At 73.6% G+C, this 14,766-nt stretch carries 14 protein-coding genes, 1 tRNA gene and 1 pseudogene; 3 read left to right on the top strand and 13 right to left on the bottom strand.

Annotated features, from left to right (window positions below):
* The 4 genes and pseudogenes from ABD946_RS11355 to ABD946_RS11340 all read right to left on the bottom strand — a co-directional run.
* Positions 1-381: pseudogene (locus ABD946_RS11355) on the bottom strand (hypothetical protein); the annotation flags it as partial.
* 176 nt (positions 382-557) lie between these two features.
* Positions 558-2,108 carry a M28 family metallopeptidase gene (locus ABD946_RS11350; RefSeq protein WP_345282574.1) on the bottom strand — a complete coding sequence of 517 codons (1,551 nt, stop codon included), beginning with the start codon at positions 2,106-2,108 and terminating at the stop codon, positions 558-560.
* Between the two features lie 150 nt (positions 2,109-2,258).
* Positions 2,259-2,924 carry an NAD(P)-dependent oxidoreductase gene (locus tag ABD946_RS11345; RefSeq protein WP_345282572.1) on the bottom strand — a complete coding sequence of 222 codons (666 nt, stop codon included), beginning with the start codon at positions 2,922-2,924 and terminating at the stop codon, positions 2,259-2,261.
* Between the two features lie 73 nt (positions 2,925-2,997).
* Positions 2,998-3,360, bottom strand: a complete 363-nt coding sequence (locus ABD946_RS11340) for a cupin domain-containing protein (protein ID WP_345282570.1) — start codon at positions 3,358-3,360, stop codon at positions 2,998-3,000.
* Positions 3,361-3,535: 175 nt separating this feature from the next.
* Between ABD946_RS11340 and ABD946_RS11335 the strand changes: the two genes are divergently transcribed.
* Positions 3,536-4,285 carry a hyaluronoglucosaminidase gene (locus ABD946_RS11335; protein ID WP_345282568.1) on the top strand — a complete coding sequence of 250 codons (750 nt, stop codon included), beginning with the start codon at positions 3,536-3,538 and terminating at the stop codon, positions 4,283-4,285.
* A gap of 27 nt (positions 4,286-4,312) precedes the next feature.
* Positions 4,313-4,480, top strand: coding sequence for a hypothetical protein (locus ABD946_RS11330; protein ID WP_345282566.1), 168 nt, complete (start codon positions 4,313-4,315; stop codon positions 4,478-4,480).
* A gap of 109 nt (positions 4,481-4,589) precedes the next feature.
* On the opposite strand, the gene ABD946_RS11325 is transcribed toward ABD946_RS11330, so the two are convergent.
* The 8 genes from ABD946_RS11325 to ABD946_RS11290 all read right to left on the bottom strand — a co-directional run bounded on the left by ABD946_RS11325 (position 4,590) and on the right by ABD946_RS11290 (position 11,047).
* A tRNA-Ala gene (locus ABD946_RS11325) sits at positions 4,590-4,666 on the bottom strand.
* A gap of 56 nt (positions 4,667-4,722) precedes the next feature.
* Positions 4,723-5,826, bottom strand: a complete 1,104-nt coding sequence (sepX, locus tag ABD946_RS11320; protein WP_345282564.1) for a divisome protein SepX/GlpR — start codon at positions 5,824-5,826, stop codon at positions 4,723-4,725.
* Positions 5,827-5,976: 150 nt separating this feature from the next.
* Positions 5,977-6,576, bottom strand: coding sequence for a GNAT family N-acetyltransferase (locus ABD946_RS11315; RefSeq protein WP_345282576.1), 600 nt, complete (start codon positions 6,574-6,576; stop codon positions 5,977-5,979).
* Positions 6,577-6,599: 23 nt separating this feature from the next.
* On the bottom strand, positions 6,600-7,139 hold the full coding sequence (locus tag ABD946_RS11310; protein WP_345282562.1) for a MogA/MoaB family molybdenum cofactor biosynthesis protein: 540 nt from the start codon (positions 7,137-7,139) through the stop codon (positions 6,600-6,602).
* On the bottom strand, positions 7,136-7,618 hold the full coding sequence (moaC, locus tag ABD946_RS11305) for a cyclic pyranopterin monophosphate synthase MoaC (protein WP_345282560.1): 483 nt from the start codon (positions 7,616-7,618) through the stop codon (positions 7,136-7,138). The genes ABD946_RS11310 and moaC overlap by 4 nt, the downstream gene beginning before the upstream one ends.
* A 56-nt stretch (positions 7,619-7,674) precedes the next feature.
* The gene (gene glp, locus ABD946_RS11300; RefSeq protein ID WP_345282558.1) at positions 7,675-8,976 is read right to left on the bottom strand and encodes a molybdotransferase-like divisome protein Glp; all 1,302 of its coding nucleotides are present in this window, start codon (positions 8,974-8,976) and stop codon (positions 7,675-7,677) included.
* A 19-nt stretch (positions 8,977-8,995) separates the two neighbouring features.
* Positions 8,996-9,913, bottom strand: coding sequence for a UTP--glucose-1-phosphate uridylyltransferase GalU (galU, locus tag ABD946_RS11295; protein ID WP_345282556.1), 918 nt, complete (start codon positions 9,911-9,913; stop codon positions 8,996-8,998).
* A 72-nt stretch (positions 9,914-9,985) separates the two neighbouring features.
* Positions 9,986-11,047, bottom strand: coding sequence for a GGDEF domain-containing protein (locus tag ABD946_RS11290; RefSeq protein WP_345282554.1), 1,062 nt, complete (start codon positions 11,045-11,047; stop codon positions 9,986-9,988).
* An 80-nt stretch (positions 11,048-11,127) separates the two neighbouring features.
* Here ABD946_RS11290 and ABD946_RS11285 point away from each other — a divergent pair, with 80 nt between their 5' ends.
* On the top strand, positions 11,128-11,718 hold the full coding sequence (locus ABD946_RS11285; RefSeq protein WP_345282552.1) for a 5-formyltetrahydrofolate cyclo-ligase: 591 nt from the start codon (positions 11,128-11,130) through the stop codon (positions 11,716-11,718).
* Positions 11,719-11,825: 107 nt separating this feature from the next.
* On the opposite strand, the gene ABD946_RS11280 is transcribed toward ABD946_RS11285, so the two are convergent.
* On the bottom strand, positions 11,826-14,555 hold the full coding sequence (locus ABD946_RS11280; protein WP_345282550.1) for a penicillin acylase family protein: 2,730 nt from the start codon (positions 14,553-14,555) through the stop codon (positions 11,826-11,828).
* Between the last annotated feature and the right edge of the window lie 211 nt (positions 14,556-14,766).

Here is a 14,766-nt window from a genome sequence, read left to right as displayed (position 1 = left end):
CGGGGCGAGGAAGAGGTGCCACTCGGGCAGGTCCCATCCGGCGGCGCGGAAGGAGTCGTGGGCGGCGGTCAGCAGCCCGGCGGCCAGGGCGGTCCGGTCCTCGACGCCGGGGGCCGTCCAGACGCAGTCCAGGGCGAGCGGGCGGTCGCCCTCGGGGAAGGTCCACCAGACCGCTCGGGCCAGCAGGCGGCCCTCGCCGTCCTCGGCGATCCAGGTGTGCTCGGGGCGGTAGGCGCCGCTCTCCAGCATGGAGCGGTAGCGCTCGGGGTCGGCCCAGGAGACGGGCTCGTCCACGGTGCAGGACAGCACCCGGTCGAGGTCGGCCGGGGTGGTGCTGCGGAAGGTGGTGCGGGAAGGGCGGGACGTCGTACGGAAGGACACGCTGCCTCCGGGCAGTCGGTGGCGCTTCCGGAGCGGCTAGCGAGCCGTACGGGAAGGAAGCGCCGGGGGGATGTGGGTGTGCATCGCCACGCCTCCTTCCTCCGCCCGTGGCGGACCTGGCGCCGGGTGCGCCATCGCGGTGGAGACTACCCGGCGCCGGTCCGACGGGCCATCGGTTATTCGGCGGCCTCGTCCCCGTGGCCCGCGTGCAGGCCGCCACCGCCGCCCTGACCGCCGGAGGTGTTCTCCGGTGCGACCGGGGCGGTCAGCGAGGAGAGGTCCCAGGCGTAGGTGCCGACGGCGTTGGCGATCACGTCGATGTTGTGGTCGAAGGCCTTGAGGTCCAGGTTGGACAGGTTGTCGCAGGCCTGGTGGTAGCACTTGTCGAAGGCGGTGCCGGCGGTGCCGCCGTACGTGGCCGCCTGCACGGCGCTCTTGATCCCCTCGGCGCCGGTGAAGGTGCCGCCCGCGGGGATGCCCGCCTCGATGAACGGGCCGTAGTCGGAGCGGCCGGTGAAGTCGGTGCCCTCGTGCGGCAGCTGACGCCGGTCCAGGTAGCCGTTGATCAGCCGCTCGATCTGGGCCGAACCGGCCGGGCCGGGGCCCGAGCCGACGTGGTCGGAGTCGTCGCCGTCGTAGACGAACTGGGCCGCGTTGGGCGAGGCGATCATGTCGAAGTTCAGGTACAGCTTGATCTTCGCCTTCTCCGCGTCGGAGAGCGAGGCCACGTACGCCTCGGAGCCGATCAGCCCGAACTCCTCCGCCGACCACCAGGCGAACCGCACCTTGTTCTTCACCTGACGGTCCGACAGGCTGCGGGCCACCTCCAGGATGCCCGCCGAGCCGGAGCCGTTGTCGTTGATGCCGGGGCCCTCCGTCACCGAGTCCAGGTGGGCGCCGACCATCACGGTGTTCGCCGGGTCGCCGCCCCTGGTCTCGGCGATCACGTTCCAGGTCTTCCGCTTCTCGATCAGGGTCTTGATGTCCAGGTTGACGGTCACCGGCCCGGCCGCCGCCTTGGCCGCCAGCGCCTCGCCCGCCGCCTGGGTGATGCCGCCGACCGGCACCTTGCCGGCCGCCGGGTCGCCCAGGGTGCCGCCCAGCTCGCCCGCGGTGTTGTTGTAGACCACCGCGCCGACCGCCCCGGCCGCCGCCGCGGTGGCCTGCTTGACCGCGAAGGTGCAGCCGCCGCGCTTGATCAGCGCGATCTTCCCGGTGAACTCGCCGGCCGGGTAGTCCGAGGCCTCGCAGCCGGTGGTGGCGTCCACCGCCACCACCGCCAGCGGGGCCGTCAGCCCGCCGTCCGGGCCGCTGACCGAGTAGGTCATCGCCCGCATCGGCACGTCCTCGGCCACCGGGCCGACCACCCGCAGCGTCTGGGTGAGGGCCTGGTTGAAGGTGTACTCGAACTCGTGCCGGGAGACCTTCAGCCCGGCCTCCGCCGCCTTCCGGGCCACGTACTCGGCCGAGGCCGCGTGCCCGGCCGAACCGGCCACCCGGGTGCCGCCGTTGCGGTCGGCGATCCGCTGGAACTGCTCCAGGGTGCGGAAGGCGTCCTTGCCGCTGCTCTGCTCGACCAGCTTGGCGGCCAGTTGGGCGGCCTTCTTCGCCGGGTCCGGGCCGTGGCCGTGGGCGGCGGCTCCGGTGGCCCCGACCAGCAGGACGGGAGTGGTCAGGGCGGCCACCGCGAGGGCGGCAACGGCTGCGCGACGGGTCCGAACGTTCACGGGCGAATCCTCCGACGGGTCGTCAGTAGCACCTAGGAACAGCGGTGCTGGTGACCGTAGCGATCCGGCTCCCCGGTGAACACCGAACGCACAGAAGCGGTTGCCGACCCTCCGGTCTCCTCTCCCCGCCCCCGTACGTCTCCGCCCGCCTCAGGAGGCCACCGCCACCGTCCGTCCCACGCTCTCCCCGCTGCCCACCAGGTCGAGCATGCAGTGCGCCACGTCGGCGCGCGACACGGAGGTGCCGCCGCGCACGTTCCGGTCCAGGGCGGTCCGGTAACGGCCCGTCAGCGGACGGTCCGTCAGCCGGGGCGGGCGGACCACCGTCCAGTCCAGCCCGCTGGCCCGCACCACGTCCTCCATCCGGGCCAGGTCCGCGTACCGCTCCCGCAGCGCGGCCTTCACCAGCGGCGCCAGCAGGCGGCGGGTGACCAGGTCGTCCCCCGGGTCGTGCCGCGGCGGGTGCGGCCGCTCCGGCGACGGCACCGTGCCGATCGGCCCCGCGCTCACCACCAGCAGCCGGCGCACCCCCTCGCCCCGCATCGCCCCGGCGATCGCCCGGGTGCCCCGCTCCGCCACCCCGATGTCCCCCTTGCCCCGGGCCCCGAGCGCCGACAGCACCGCGTCCGCCCCGGCCACCGCCTCCAGCAGCTCCGCCCCGGGCACCGCCAGGTCCACCCCCACCACCCGGGCCCCGCTGCCGGCCAGCCCCTCCGGACGGCGCACCGCCGCCGTCACCTCGTGCCCCGCCGCGACGGCCTGTTCCAACACCAGCCGTCCGATGCCGCCGGTGGCGGCGAAAACCGTGATCCTCATGCTGCCCGCTCCCTCGGTCGATGCCGTGTCCCTCACAGCACCGACGTACCGGGAGCGGGAAGTGTGACCGGCTCTAGCGCTTCGCGTAGTCGGAGTAGCCCTGCCAGTCCAGGAACACGCAGGGCTCGTCGCCCAGCACCCAGGCGTCGTGCCCCGGCTCGATCACCGCGACGTCCCCCGGGCCGAGGTCCTGCTCCGTGCCGTCGTCCATCCGGATGTGCATCCGGCCCGAGACGCAGTACCCCACGTGCGAGGCCATGCAGCTGTCCGTCCCGGCGATCGGCCTCACGTGCTCCGACCACCGCCACCCCGGCTCGAAGGTCCCCTGCCCCACCTGGGCCCCGTCCAGGTCCACCAGGTCCAGCCGCCCCTTGTCCGCCTCGAACGGACGGGTCTCGTCGGCCTCGTCGAATCTCTTCCTGATCAGAGCAGCCATCACGGCCTCCCTCGATCGGCCGCCCACCGGGCCTGACCGCCGCCGGGCGGACTCCTGCCTCCACCGTACGCCGGGACCACCGGGACGCACGCCTGACACCGGATCAGCCACCGTGCGCGGCCGGGCGCGTCGGTATAGTGACCGGCCGACGACGGACCAGGGGGAGGACGGTCGCATGGCCATCGGACGACGGATCTTTCTCGGCGGATTCACCGCCGGAGCGGTGACGGTGGCGGTGGGCGGGGCCGGCGAGGCCTCGGCGGACGCCGCCACCACCGTCTTCGAGGGCGAGGTCACGGCGCGGAGCTTCAGCACCGCGACGGACACCCGCTCGGCGTTCTTCAGGACCACCTCGACCGACCAGCACGCCGTGACGGTCTATCAGGCCGGCACCTCCGGCAGCGCCGTGGCGCTGAACGTGGTCTCCGACAACCCGGGCACCTCGGCGATGTACCTCAGCGGCACCGAGACCGGACGCGGCACCCTCAAGATCACCCACCGCGGCTACGCCGACGGATCGGACCTGAACGCCGCCGCGATCTCCATCGACCTGCAGACCTCCGGCACCGCGGCCCAGGGCATCTACCTCACCTCCACCACCGGCTCCACCACCGGCAACCTGATCGCGCTGCGCAACAGCACGCTCGCCGACGGCACCAAGCTGGAGGACCTGGTGGTCAAGGGCTCCGGCCTGACCGGCATCGGCACCGTGCGCGGGGACAGGCCGCGCGCCCAGCTGCACGTCGTCCAGCGGCCCGCCGCCCCGGCCGCCCTGCTGGTGGAGGGCGTGCTCCGGGTCGGCGACAGCGCGGCCGCCCCGACCTCCGTGGACGGCACCGCGCGCGGCGGAGCGCTGTACGCCCAGGGCGGCGCCCTGATGTGGCGCGGCTCCAACGGCACGGTCACCCAGATCGCCCCGGCCTGACGGCCGGCCGGACACCAGGAGGACACGGTGCAGCTGACCCCCGAGGAACTCGTCGCGGAGTTCACCGACGCGGTGCTGGAGCTCTACTTCGCCCGCAAGCGGATCGGCGCGCTGGAGGCGGAGAACGCCGCCCTGCGCGCCGCCCTGGCCCAGGCCCCGGCACCAGTGGAGGCCGAACCGGGCCTCCCCGCCTGACGGGGCGCCAGTCCGGGCCGGTGGCCACTCCCCGGGGTGCCGCCGGCCCCGCCGCGTCCCGGGAAAGCAGAAGTCCCGCCCGGTCCGAGGACCGAGCGGGACTTCTTGTTGGTGGAGCTGAGGGGATTCGAACCCCTGACCCCCTCGATGCGAACGAGGTGCGCTACCGGACTGCGCCACAGCCCCAACGAGAAGAAACTCTAGCACCTTCCGGAGGGGGCTCGTGACCACCCCTCACCTGGCTACTCGTTCGCCGCCCGGGGGCGGGACGGGTAGTCCGCCTCGGCCGCCGCCTCGGCCCGTGCCTCGGCCCGTGCGTCGGCGCGCGCCCGGTCCGGGTCGGCGTACTGGTCGAAGAGCGGGGTGTTGGCGGCACGGCCCGAGTCCCAGGCGGTGGCGCGGGCGTCCAGGCCCGGAGTGGTGCGCGGGGCGACCGGGGCCGTGACGTAGGTGGGGAGCGGGACGGGCACGGGCTCCCAGGAGTCGGGGCCGGCCGGGGCGCGGTCGCGCATGCCGTCCACCCACTCCTCGTGGTCGGTGGCCTCGACCAGGGCGGAGTCGGTGGTGGCCAGCCGCAGGTGCGGACGGGCCGAGGCGGGGGCGGCCGCCCCCCGGGCCGGGGAGGGGGCCTGACGGGGCGTCGGGGCCGCCTCGGCGGGGGCCGGGCCCGGCGCGGGGATGGCCGGGGCGGCGGCCGCCCGGGTCCGCTCGCGCTCGCGCAGCCGCTCGGCGGCGCGGGCCGCCCGGGTGCGGTCCAGCTTCACCTCGTACCGCTGACGCTCCAGCCGGCGCAGGTGGCCGATGTAGAGGGTCAGCAGCAGGGCGGGCAGGGCGGGGATCCAGAGGAAGGCCACGCCGAGCACGGCGGCGGCGACCGCTCCGGCCGCGAAGGCCAGGAAGAGGGTGGTGACCATCCGGCGGCGGCGCGCCAGCAGTCGCGCACGGCCCTCGGTCGAGCCGTGCGCGGTCTCGCGCGCGGGGGTGGTCGTGGTGACGGGGGCGCTCGGCGCCGCTTCGGGCGCGGGGTCGCCGATCGGGGCCCGGTCGGCCTGCCGCTCGGGCGGCTCGCCGACCGCGAACGCCTCGGCGGGCACGCCCGCGAGATCGCCGGCGGGATCGCCGGGCTCGCCGGGGACGGGTCCGTCGCCGGTGCTGGTCTCCTCGCCGAGTGCCTTCGATGCCCGCCGCTCCATGGCCGACCGTCCGGCCAGCAGGCGGATCGCGGTACTGAAGCGTTCCGTCGGACGGGCCTCGTTGAGCTCGTCCTGCCTGCGGAGCCACATCGGCACCAGATAGGCGGCCCAGGCTCCTACGATGACCGCGTAGATAAGGCCGCTACTGCTCACGTTTCACACGGTACGGGCGCGGGGGAAGGCCCGGCAGCAATTTGGCGCGGCGTGTCGTGTGATCAAGCTGATTCTCCGACTATTTTGCCGGTATTTGTGACCACTCGCCCCGGCCGCGATGCCATATCGATATCTATTTCGAACACTTATTCAATTACCGGGCGTGCCTTGGCCCCTGACCCACCGCCAGCGGTTCAGCATGCCCTCCGGGACCTCTTCCGCGGTGAGTGCGTACACCAGGTGGTCGCGCCAGTCGCCGTCGATGTGGAGGTAGCGCGGACGCATTCCCTCCTCGCGGAAGCCGAGCTTCTCGGCCACCCGCCGGCTGGGCCGGTTCTCCGGCCGGATGCAGACCTCGATCCGGTGCAGTCCGAGCCCGGTGAAGCAGTGGTCGACGGCCAGCGCCACGGCGGTCGGCATGATGCCGCGCCCGGCCACCGACTCGTCCACCCAGTAGCCGACGTTGGCCGAGCACATCGAGCCCCAGGTGATCCCGCCCACCGTCAGCTGGCCGACCAGGCGGCCCCGGTGGAGCACCACGAAGGGCAGCATCCGCCCGGCGGCGGCCTCGTGCCGCAGATAGCGGGCCATCTGACGGAAGGTCGGCCGGGCGGCGGCCGGGCGGGCGGCGCCGGCGGGCGGCACCGTCGCCTCCCAGCGGCGCAGCCAGTCCCGGTTGCGCTGGCTGAGCTCCTGCCAGGCCCGCTGGTCGCGGACCCGGATCGGGCGCAACGCGACGTCGCCCTCCAGGAGTTCGACCTGCCAGGAGGCGTTCAGGAGGTGCTCCCCTCGTCGACGGAGGCCGGGTCGGCGGAGGCGGAGGCGGGGTCCGCGACGGCCGGGCGGGGATGGTCCCCGCCACCGAGCTGGTCCACCGCGTGCGGGAGCAGCGGCGTCAGCACGGCGATGCCGTCCTTGACGCCTCCGGTGGAGCCCGGCAGGTTGACGATCAGGGTACGTCCGGCCAGCCCGGCCAGCCCCCGGGACAGCGCCGAGGTGGGCACCTTCTCCCGCCCGTACGCCCGGACGGCCTCGGCGATGCCCGGGATCTGACGGTCGATCACCCGGGCGGTCATCTCCGGGGTCAGGTCCATCGGCGAGATGCCGGTGCCGCCGGTGGTCACCACCACGTCGTACCCGGCCGCCACGGCGGCCCGCAGCGCGGCCTCCACCGGCTCGCCGTCCGGGACCACCTGCGGGCCGTCCACGGCGAAGCCCATCGCGCGCAGGCCCTCGGCGACCAGCGGGCCGCCCTTGTCCTGGTAGACCCCGGCCGAGGCCCGGTTGGAGACCGTCAGGGCCAGCGCCTTCACCGCTGCACCGCCCAGTCGCCGCTCTTGCCGCCGGTCTTGGAGAGCACCCGGACGGCCTCGATCGTGGCGCCCTTGTCCACCGCCTTGACCATGTCGATCACGGTCAGCCCGGCCACCGCGACGGCGGTCAGCGCCTCCATCTCGACACCGGTCCGGTCGGCGGTGCGCACGGTGGCGGTGATCTCCACCGCGTCGTCGGCGACGGTGAGGTCGACCGTGACGCCGGAGATGGCGATCGGGTGGCAGAGCGGGATCAGGTCGGGGGTCTTCTTGGCCCCCATGATCCCGGCGATCCGGGCCACCGCGAGGGCGTCGCCCTTGGGCACGCCGGCGCCGCGCAGCAGCGCGACCACCTCGGGGGAGACCAGCACCCGCCCGGCCGCGACGGCGGTGCGGACGGTGGTGGCCTTCTCGGAGACGTCCACCATGCGGGCGGCGCCGGTCTCGTCGACGTGGGTGAGACGGGGTGTTTCGGACACGGGAACTCCACGGTGGCGCAGGCGAATACCCGCGCTACCGTACAGCCCCCCGTCGCTCAGTCCGTGAGAAGGACCACGTCGACGTCAGTTCCCGCCGCGAGCCGCGTCTCGTCCTCCGGGACGGTGATCAGGCAGTTCGCCCGGGCCAGCGCGCCGACCAGGTGCGAGCCCTCGCCGCCGACCGGGGCCACCGTCCCGTCCCCGGCGTACCAGCCGCGCAGGAACTGCCGCCGCCCGGCGGGTGAGCGCAGGTCCGCGGTGGTCCGGGCCCGGACCACCGGGCGGTGCACGTCGGTGGCGCCGAGCATGGTGCGGATCACCGGGCGGACGAAGAGCTCGAAGGAGATGTACGCGGAGACCGGGTTGCCCGGCAGCGCGAGCAGCGGGGTGCCCTGGAGGCGGCCGAAGCCCTGCGGCTTGCCGGGCTGCATCCGGAGCTTGCGGAAGTCCATGTCGCCGTACTCGGCGAAGACCTCCTTGACCACGTCGTACGCGCCGACGCTGACCCCGCCGGAGGTGACGATCAGGTCGGCCCGGCCGAGCTGGTCCTCCAGCACCGAGCGGAGCACCGCCGCGTCGTCCGGGACGCCGCCCACCCGGTAGGCGATGGCGCCGGCGGCCTGGGCCGCGGCGGTCAGGGTGAAGCTGTTGGAGTCGGAGATCTGCCCGGGGCCGACCGCCTCGCCGGGCTGCACCAGCTCGCTGCCGGTGGAGAGCACCACCACCCGGGGGCGCGGCACCGCCTTCACCGTGGCGCGGCCGATCGCGGCCAGCAGGCCGAGCTGGGTGGGGCCGAGCAGGGCGCCCGCGTCGAGCACCTTCTCCCCCGCCGGGAGGTCGCTGCCCCGGCGGCGGACGTGCTGCCCGGTCTCGACCGGGCGGAGCACCCGGACCTCCTCGGGGCCCTCGGGCGCCGCGGTCATCGCCTCGGCGGCGATCCCGGTGCCGGCGCCGCCGTCGGTCCACTCGACCGGGGCCACCGCCTCGGCGCCGGGCGGCATCGGGGCACCGGTCATGATCCGGGCCGCCTGGCCCGGGCCGACCTTGGGGAGCTCACCGGCCCCGGCGGCGATCTCGCCGACCACCGGGAGCACCGACGGGTACTGCTCGGTGGCGCCCTGGGTGTCGGCGGTGCGGACGGCGTAGCCGTCCATCGAGCTGTTGTCGAAGGGCGGCAGGTCGACCCCGGACACCACGTCCTCGGCCAGCCGGCAGCCCTGGGCGTCGAGCAGCTGGAGCTCGATCGCCGGGAGCGGACCGACACCTGACAGCACGTCGGCCAGGTGCTCGGCCACGCTCCACATGCGCGGCGGTGCCGGGACCTCTTCGCAGCAGGAATCAGCAGTGGTCCCGGTCATCGCCTCACTCGCCTTCTGGTCAGTCCTGCATCTCGGCGCCGACGAAGTCCTTCAGCCAGCCGCGGAACTCCGGGCCCAGGTCCTCACGTTCGCACGCGAGACGGACGATAGCGCGAAGGTAGTCGGCGCGGTCACCGGTGTCGTAACGACGGCCCTTGAACAGCACGCCGTGGACCGGACCGCCCTCGGTCTCGTCCCGGGTGGCCAGGGTGCGCAGCGCGTCGGTCAGCTGGATCTCGCCGCCGCGGCCGGGCTCCGTCTCGCGCAGCACGTCGAAGACGGCCGGGTCGAGGATGTAGCGGCCGATCACCGCGTAGTTCGACGGTGCGTCAGCCGTCTCCGGCTTCTCCACCAGGTCGGTGATCCGGAAGACGTCCTCGCCGAAGCCGTTGGCCTTGACGGCGGCGCAGCCGTAGAGGTGGATCTGCTCCGGCTCGACCTCCATCAGGGCCACCACCGAGCCGCCCAGCTCCTGCTGGACCTCGATCATGCGGGCCAGCAGCGGGTCGCGCGGGTCGATCAGGTCGTCACCGAGCAGGACCGCGAACGGCTGGCCGGCCACGTGCTGCTCGGCCACCGAGACGGCGTGGCCGAGGCCCTTCGGGTCGCCCTGGCGGACGTAGTGCATGTTGGCCAGCTGGACCGACTCCTGCACGCGGCGCAGCTTGTCCTGGTCACCCTTGCGGGCGAGCAGCTCCTCCAGCTCGTACGCGCGGTCGAAGTGGTCCTCGAGCGCGCGCTTGTTGCGGCCGGTCACCATCAGTATGTCGGAGAGGCCGGCGGCCGCCGCCTCCTCGACCACGTACTGGATGGCGGGTTTGTCGACGACCGGCAGCATCTCCTTCGGGGTGGCCTTGGTCGCGGGGAGGAAGCGCGTCCCCAGTCCGGCGGCAGGGACCACGGCCTTGGTAACGGGGATGCGGGCGTTCGTCGTCATGTGTCAGACCTTATAGGGGCGGAATTCCGCCACACTGAGAGCTGGGTGAACCGATCGTGAACTGCCGAACCGTCAGGAACCCGGCTCGGCGGCGACGGCCGGAGTGTGGGCAGCACCGGCCGGGGTGAGGGTGGCCTTGCCGGTACAGGGCGACAGAGTACCGGGGATTTGTTGCGGTTCCGTGCGGGCTGCATCGGCGGACTCGCCCGGAACGGCACCCGTGAGCACCCGCCGGCGATTCCCGCCGCACTCCTGTTGCCCCTCCGTACTGCCCACCACTGCCCGTTCCGACACACCCGCCGCAACACTTGCCGTGACACCCGCCGTCGCGCTCGGAACGGCCCGTTCGGTCACGGCCGCGGCGGCCCGTTCCGCCGGGCTCGCCGCCGGCCGTTCCGCCCCGGTCCCCGCCGGGCCCGCGTCGGCCGTCCCCCGCCAGCAGTCGCCACCCGCCGCCCGGGCCGCCGCCAGCGCGCGGTCGGCCGCGCGCAGCAGCAGCGCCGCGTGCCCGCCGTCCTCCGGCAGCACCGCGATGCCGACCGCCGCCGTCAGCCCGTTCCCGCTGACCGGGCGGCGGGGGGCCGGACCGGCCGGGGACCAGTCGAGCAGCTGGTGGCGGCGGACCGTCCAGCAGAGCCGCTCGGCCACGTGCGCCGCGCCCTCCGGGCCGGTGTCCGGCAGCACCACCAGGAACTCCTCGCCGCCGTACCGGCCGAGGGTGTCGGAGCGCCGGATCTCGACGCTGAGCCGCTGGGCCAGGTCGCGCAGCACCGCGTTCCCCCGGCCCCGCCCGTGCTCGGCCACCACCGCGTCGAAGCCCGCGATCTCCAGCATCAGCAGCGCCAGCGGCCGGAGCGGCGCCCCCGGGTCGACCCGGCGGGCCCGCTCCACCTCGCGGTCCAGGGTGAGTTGGAGGTGGCGGTAGTTCCACACGCCGGTGAGCGGGTCGCACGAGGCGGTGCGCTGGAGCGCGTCCCGCTCGGCCGTCAGCTCGGCCAACTGCCGCCGCAGCTCCGCCTCCCTCGCCTCGGCGGCCGTCGCCGACCGGCGCAGCCGACCGCCCGTCAGCACGGCGGCGCCCAGCGCGGGCAGACCGAGCCCGGCCAGGGCCTGGAGGAGCAACGGGGTGGACATCCGGGGCCTTCCACGTGACAGGCTCTCGGCACCCGGCGGGGATCGCGCCGACCGGGCCGGAGCGGACCAGGGAGTATCCGGTGCACAACGACAAGGCCGAGCTGAGGACACGGCTCCTCGCCGAACGGCGGGCGCTCACCCCGGAACAGCGGGCGCACGCGGCCACCGCGCTCGCCGCGCACGCCGGGGCGCTCGCCCGGCCCGGCGAGACCGTCGCGGCCTACGTCTCGGTCGGCGGCGAACCAGGTACCCGCCCCCTGCTGGACGCCCTGCGCGCGGCCGGCGCCCGGGTCCTGCTGCCCGTCCTGCTGCCCGACAACGACCTCGACTGGGCCGAGTACACCGGCCCCGAAGCCCTCGCCCCGGCCGCCCGCGGCCTGCTCGAACCCACCGGCCCCCGGCTCGGCCCCGACGCGGTGACCGCCGCCGCCGTAGTCCTCCTCCCCGGCCTCGCCGTGGACCGACGGGGCATCAGGCTCGGCCGCGGCGGCGGCTCCTACGACCGCGTCCTGGCCCGCCTGGCCCGCCTCGGCGCCACCCCGGTCCTGGCCACCCTGCTGCACGACCCCGAGCTGCTCCCCGAGGTCCCCGCCGAACCCCACGACCTCCCGGTCCACGCCGCCGTCACCCCCTCCGGGGTGCACTGGTTCGGGGCGGCCGGAGGCAGATGAACGGGCCCCGGTGAGCGGGCCCCGGCGAACGGCCTCGCCGAAACGGAAGGCCTCCCGGTCCACGCCGCTGGTGCGGCGCGGCCGGGAGGCCTCCTTCCGTCCGACTGCTAACCGTTCGTCAGGACCAGGCGGTGCGTGGTGGCCTGGTCGACCTGGTCCGGGGAGTACGGCCAGGGCAGCAGGTTGCCGCGCTGCCAGTCGACGGTCTGGTCGTCGTAGTTGTCGTGGTACGCGTGGCCGGAGGCGCCGCCGACGTTGATCCAGCGGGAGGCGTTGAAGTCGCTCAGGTCGACGACCATCCGCATCGAGGGGATCCAGTCCACCTGGTAGCCGGCCGCCGCGTTCCAGCCCGCCGCGTTGACCGCGGCGGTGCCGCCGGAGAGCCGGTACGGGCCGCGGTTGAGCAGGCGGTGCACCAGGCCGGAGGCGATCGAGGAGTCGTCCGAGCCGAGCGTCTGCTCCTTGAGCTCCAGGGTGTGCAGGCGGCCCCAGCTCCAGGTGGAGACGTCCTTGCCGAGGCGCGAGGTCAGGTCCTGGCGGGCGTTCTTGAGCGCCTGGGCGAGCAGGTTGCCCAGGCCCTTCTGGGTCTGCCGGTCGGAGTCCTTGTACTCCCACCAGCTGGAGTCGGGCTGGGTGAGCAGCCGGCGGACCACCTCGGTCCAGCGGTCGCCGCCGTCCGGCTGGGCCTGGCCCGGGTCACGGGTGCCGCAGACGGTGACCACGGGGTTCTTGTTGAGGTCGTCCTGCGGCAGGGTGTCGGCGGACTTCTGACGGACCAGCAGGCAGTCGCCCTCGGCGCGCAGTCCGGCCGGGAACTTCTGCCCGAAGGCCAGGGTGAGCAGCTGGCGCCAAACGCCGTTGTAGTAGGCGGCGGCCGCCGAGTCGGCGTCCTGGTTGTAGTTCCAGTCCTTGAGCAGGTCCTGGGCCTCGCGGACGTAGGGGTCGTCGATCCGGATCTTGAGCAGCAGCGGCACCAGGGTCCGGGCCATCACGCTGGTGTTGTCGAGCTGGATCGCCTTCATGTCCTCCGGCGAGATCTTGCCGCCGTTCTTGAGGCGGTCGGTGATCTGGTCGGTGATCTCCTTGGCGCGGGTGCCGTACTCCCAGTCGGTGGTGAGGACGGGCTTGTAGCTCTGGTCCACCACGGCCTGGTTGGCGGTGACGATGTAGCCCTCGGAGGGGTTGAGCACGTACGGCAGGGACTTGAAGGGGACGAAGTCGTACGCCCCGTTGGTGCCCTTCCAGCCGTAGGTGGAGTCCCAACCCGGGGCGGGGTAGCGGCCGTCGCCCTTGGTGCGCTGGGGGATCATGCCGGGGGCCTGGTAGCCGATGTTGCCCTTGGTGTCGGCGTAGAGGAGGTTCTGCGCGGGGACGGCGAAGTCGGCGGCGGCGGCCCGGAACTGGTCCCAGTTGGCAGCCTGGTTGAGCTTGAATACGGCGTCCATGGTCTTCCCCGGCACCAGCGCGGTCCACTGCAGGGCGACGCCGTAGCCGCCGGCCCGGTCGGGCGCGGAGTCGGCGGGGGCGTACTTGCCCACGTTCTGCTGCTCGGTGGACTTGTCGGAGATCAGCGGGCCGCGGTCGGTGGTGCGCACCACGATGGTGCGGTCCTCCCCGCCGGCCACCTTGATGGTCTCCTTGCGGGTCTCGAACTTCCGCTCCTGACCGTCCACCAGGTAGGTGTCCGGGCCGGTGACCTTCTCCAGGTAGAGGTCGGTCACGTCGGCGCCGAGGTTGGTGAAGCCCCAGGCCACGTCCTTGTTGTGGCCGATGACCACGCCGGGCATGCCCGCGAAGGTGAAGCCGGCGGTGTCGAAGCCGCAGGCCGGTCCGGTGGTGCGGCAGTGCAGGCCCATCTGGTACCAGATGGACGGGTTGGCCGGGCCGAGGTGCGGGTCGTTGGCCAGCAGCGGCTTGCCGGTGGTGGTGTGCTTGCCGTCCACCACCCAGGAGTTGGAGCCGATGCCCTGGCCCTGCCGGCCGAGCAGCTGCGGCATCGCGGCCATCTTCCCGGCCACGTCGCCGAGCAGCGAGGCGGTGACGGCGCGGGACTGGCCGGTCGGCTGGGCAGCGTTGGCCTGGCCGTCGGCCGGGCGGTAGGTGCCGTCGGCGCCGACCTTGCCGGTCTTCACGATGGTGCCGTTGCGGTCGTACGGGTACGGCGGGTAGAGCTGCTCGATCTTCTCGGCGCTGAAGTCCTGGGCCAGCAGCGAGCGGTCGATCTCCTCCTGCATGTTGCCCGAGAGGTTCCAGGCCATCGCCTTGAGCCAGGCCACCGAGTCGACCGGGCTCCACGGCTCGGGCGAGTAGTCGCCGTTCACGGTGCCGAGCAGGGCGTACTCCAGCGAGGCGGAGCTGCCGCCGGGGTGCTCCTTCAGCCAGGCGTTCACGCCGTCGCTGTAGGCCTGGAGGTACTTCTTGGTGTCGGCCGAGAGCTGGGTGTCGAACTCCTGCTGGGCCACCCGGCGCCAGCCCATGGTGCGCAGGAAGGAGTCGGTCTCGACCTGGCCGTCGCCGAACATCTCGGACAGCCGCCCGGCGGTGACGTGCCGTCGGACGTCCATCTCCCAGAAGCGGTCCTGCGCCTGGACGTAGCCCTGGGCGCGGAAGAGGTCCTCGGCGGTGTCCGCGTACAGCTGCGGCACGCCCTTGGCGTCGCGCTTCACGTCCACCGGCGCGGTCATCCCGGCCACCTTGACGTTCCCGTCCAGCTGCGGGAAGGAGGCCTGCACCGTGTGCACGGCGAACCAGCCGCCGCCCACCGCGCCGGCGACCAACAGCACCACCAGCACGATCACGAGCAGACGAGCGCGCCGGAACCTCTTCGAGCGGGGCATCTGGTTGAGTCCTTGGCTGGGAGACGGGCGGCCGTGACAGACCACCACATTAGGGCGCACGCGCTTGCGGAGCTGCACTCGGGGCGCCCGTGGTCGGATCAGGTGGACCCTACCGGCCCTTCCCGAGACCGGAATCCGCCCCACCCCGCCCCGCCCGCTCAACCCGCTCCGCCCCACAGCGGAACCCGTCCGACCCCACCCCACCCCACAC

Origin of the sequence: Kitasatospora albolonga, from assembly GCF_039535905.1 — a bacterium.
Classification (GTDB): Bacteria; Actinomycetota; Actinomycetes; order Streptomycetales; family Streptomycetaceae; genus Kitasatospora; species Kitasatospora albolonga.
The sequence above is the reverse complement of the archived record's forward strand: the minus strand, read 5'-3'. Positions and strand labels throughout refer to the sequence as shown.

Coding starts and splice junctions, on each gene's coding strand:
- ABD946_RS11345 (WP_345282572.1), bottom strand. CDS start 2,924: ATGAGGATCACGGTTTTCGCCGCCACCGGCGGCATCGGACGGCTGGTG.
- ABD946_RS11340 (WP_345282570.1), bottom strand. CDS start 3,360: ATGGCTGCTCTGATCAGGAAGAGATTCGACGAGGCCGACGAGACCCGT.
- glp (WP_345282558.1), bottom strand. CDS start 8,976: ATGACCGGGACCACTGCTGATTCCTGCTGCGAAGAGGTCCCGGCACCG.
- galU (WP_345282556.1), bottom strand. CDS start 9,913: ATGACGACGAACGCCCGCATCCCCGTTACCAAGGCCGTGGTCCCTGCC.
- ABD946_RS11335 (WP_345282568.1), top strand. CDS start 3,536: ATGGCCATCGGACGACGGATCTTTCTCGGCGGATTCACCGCCGGAGCG.
- ABD946_RS11290 (WP_345282554.1), bottom strand. CDS start 11,047: ATGTCCACCCCGTTGCTCCTCCAGGCCCTGGCCGGGCTCGGTCTGCCC.
- ABD946_RS11280 (WP_345282550.1), bottom strand. CDS start 14,555: ATGCCCCGCTCGAAGAGGTTCCGGCGCGCTCGTCTGCTCGTGATCGTG.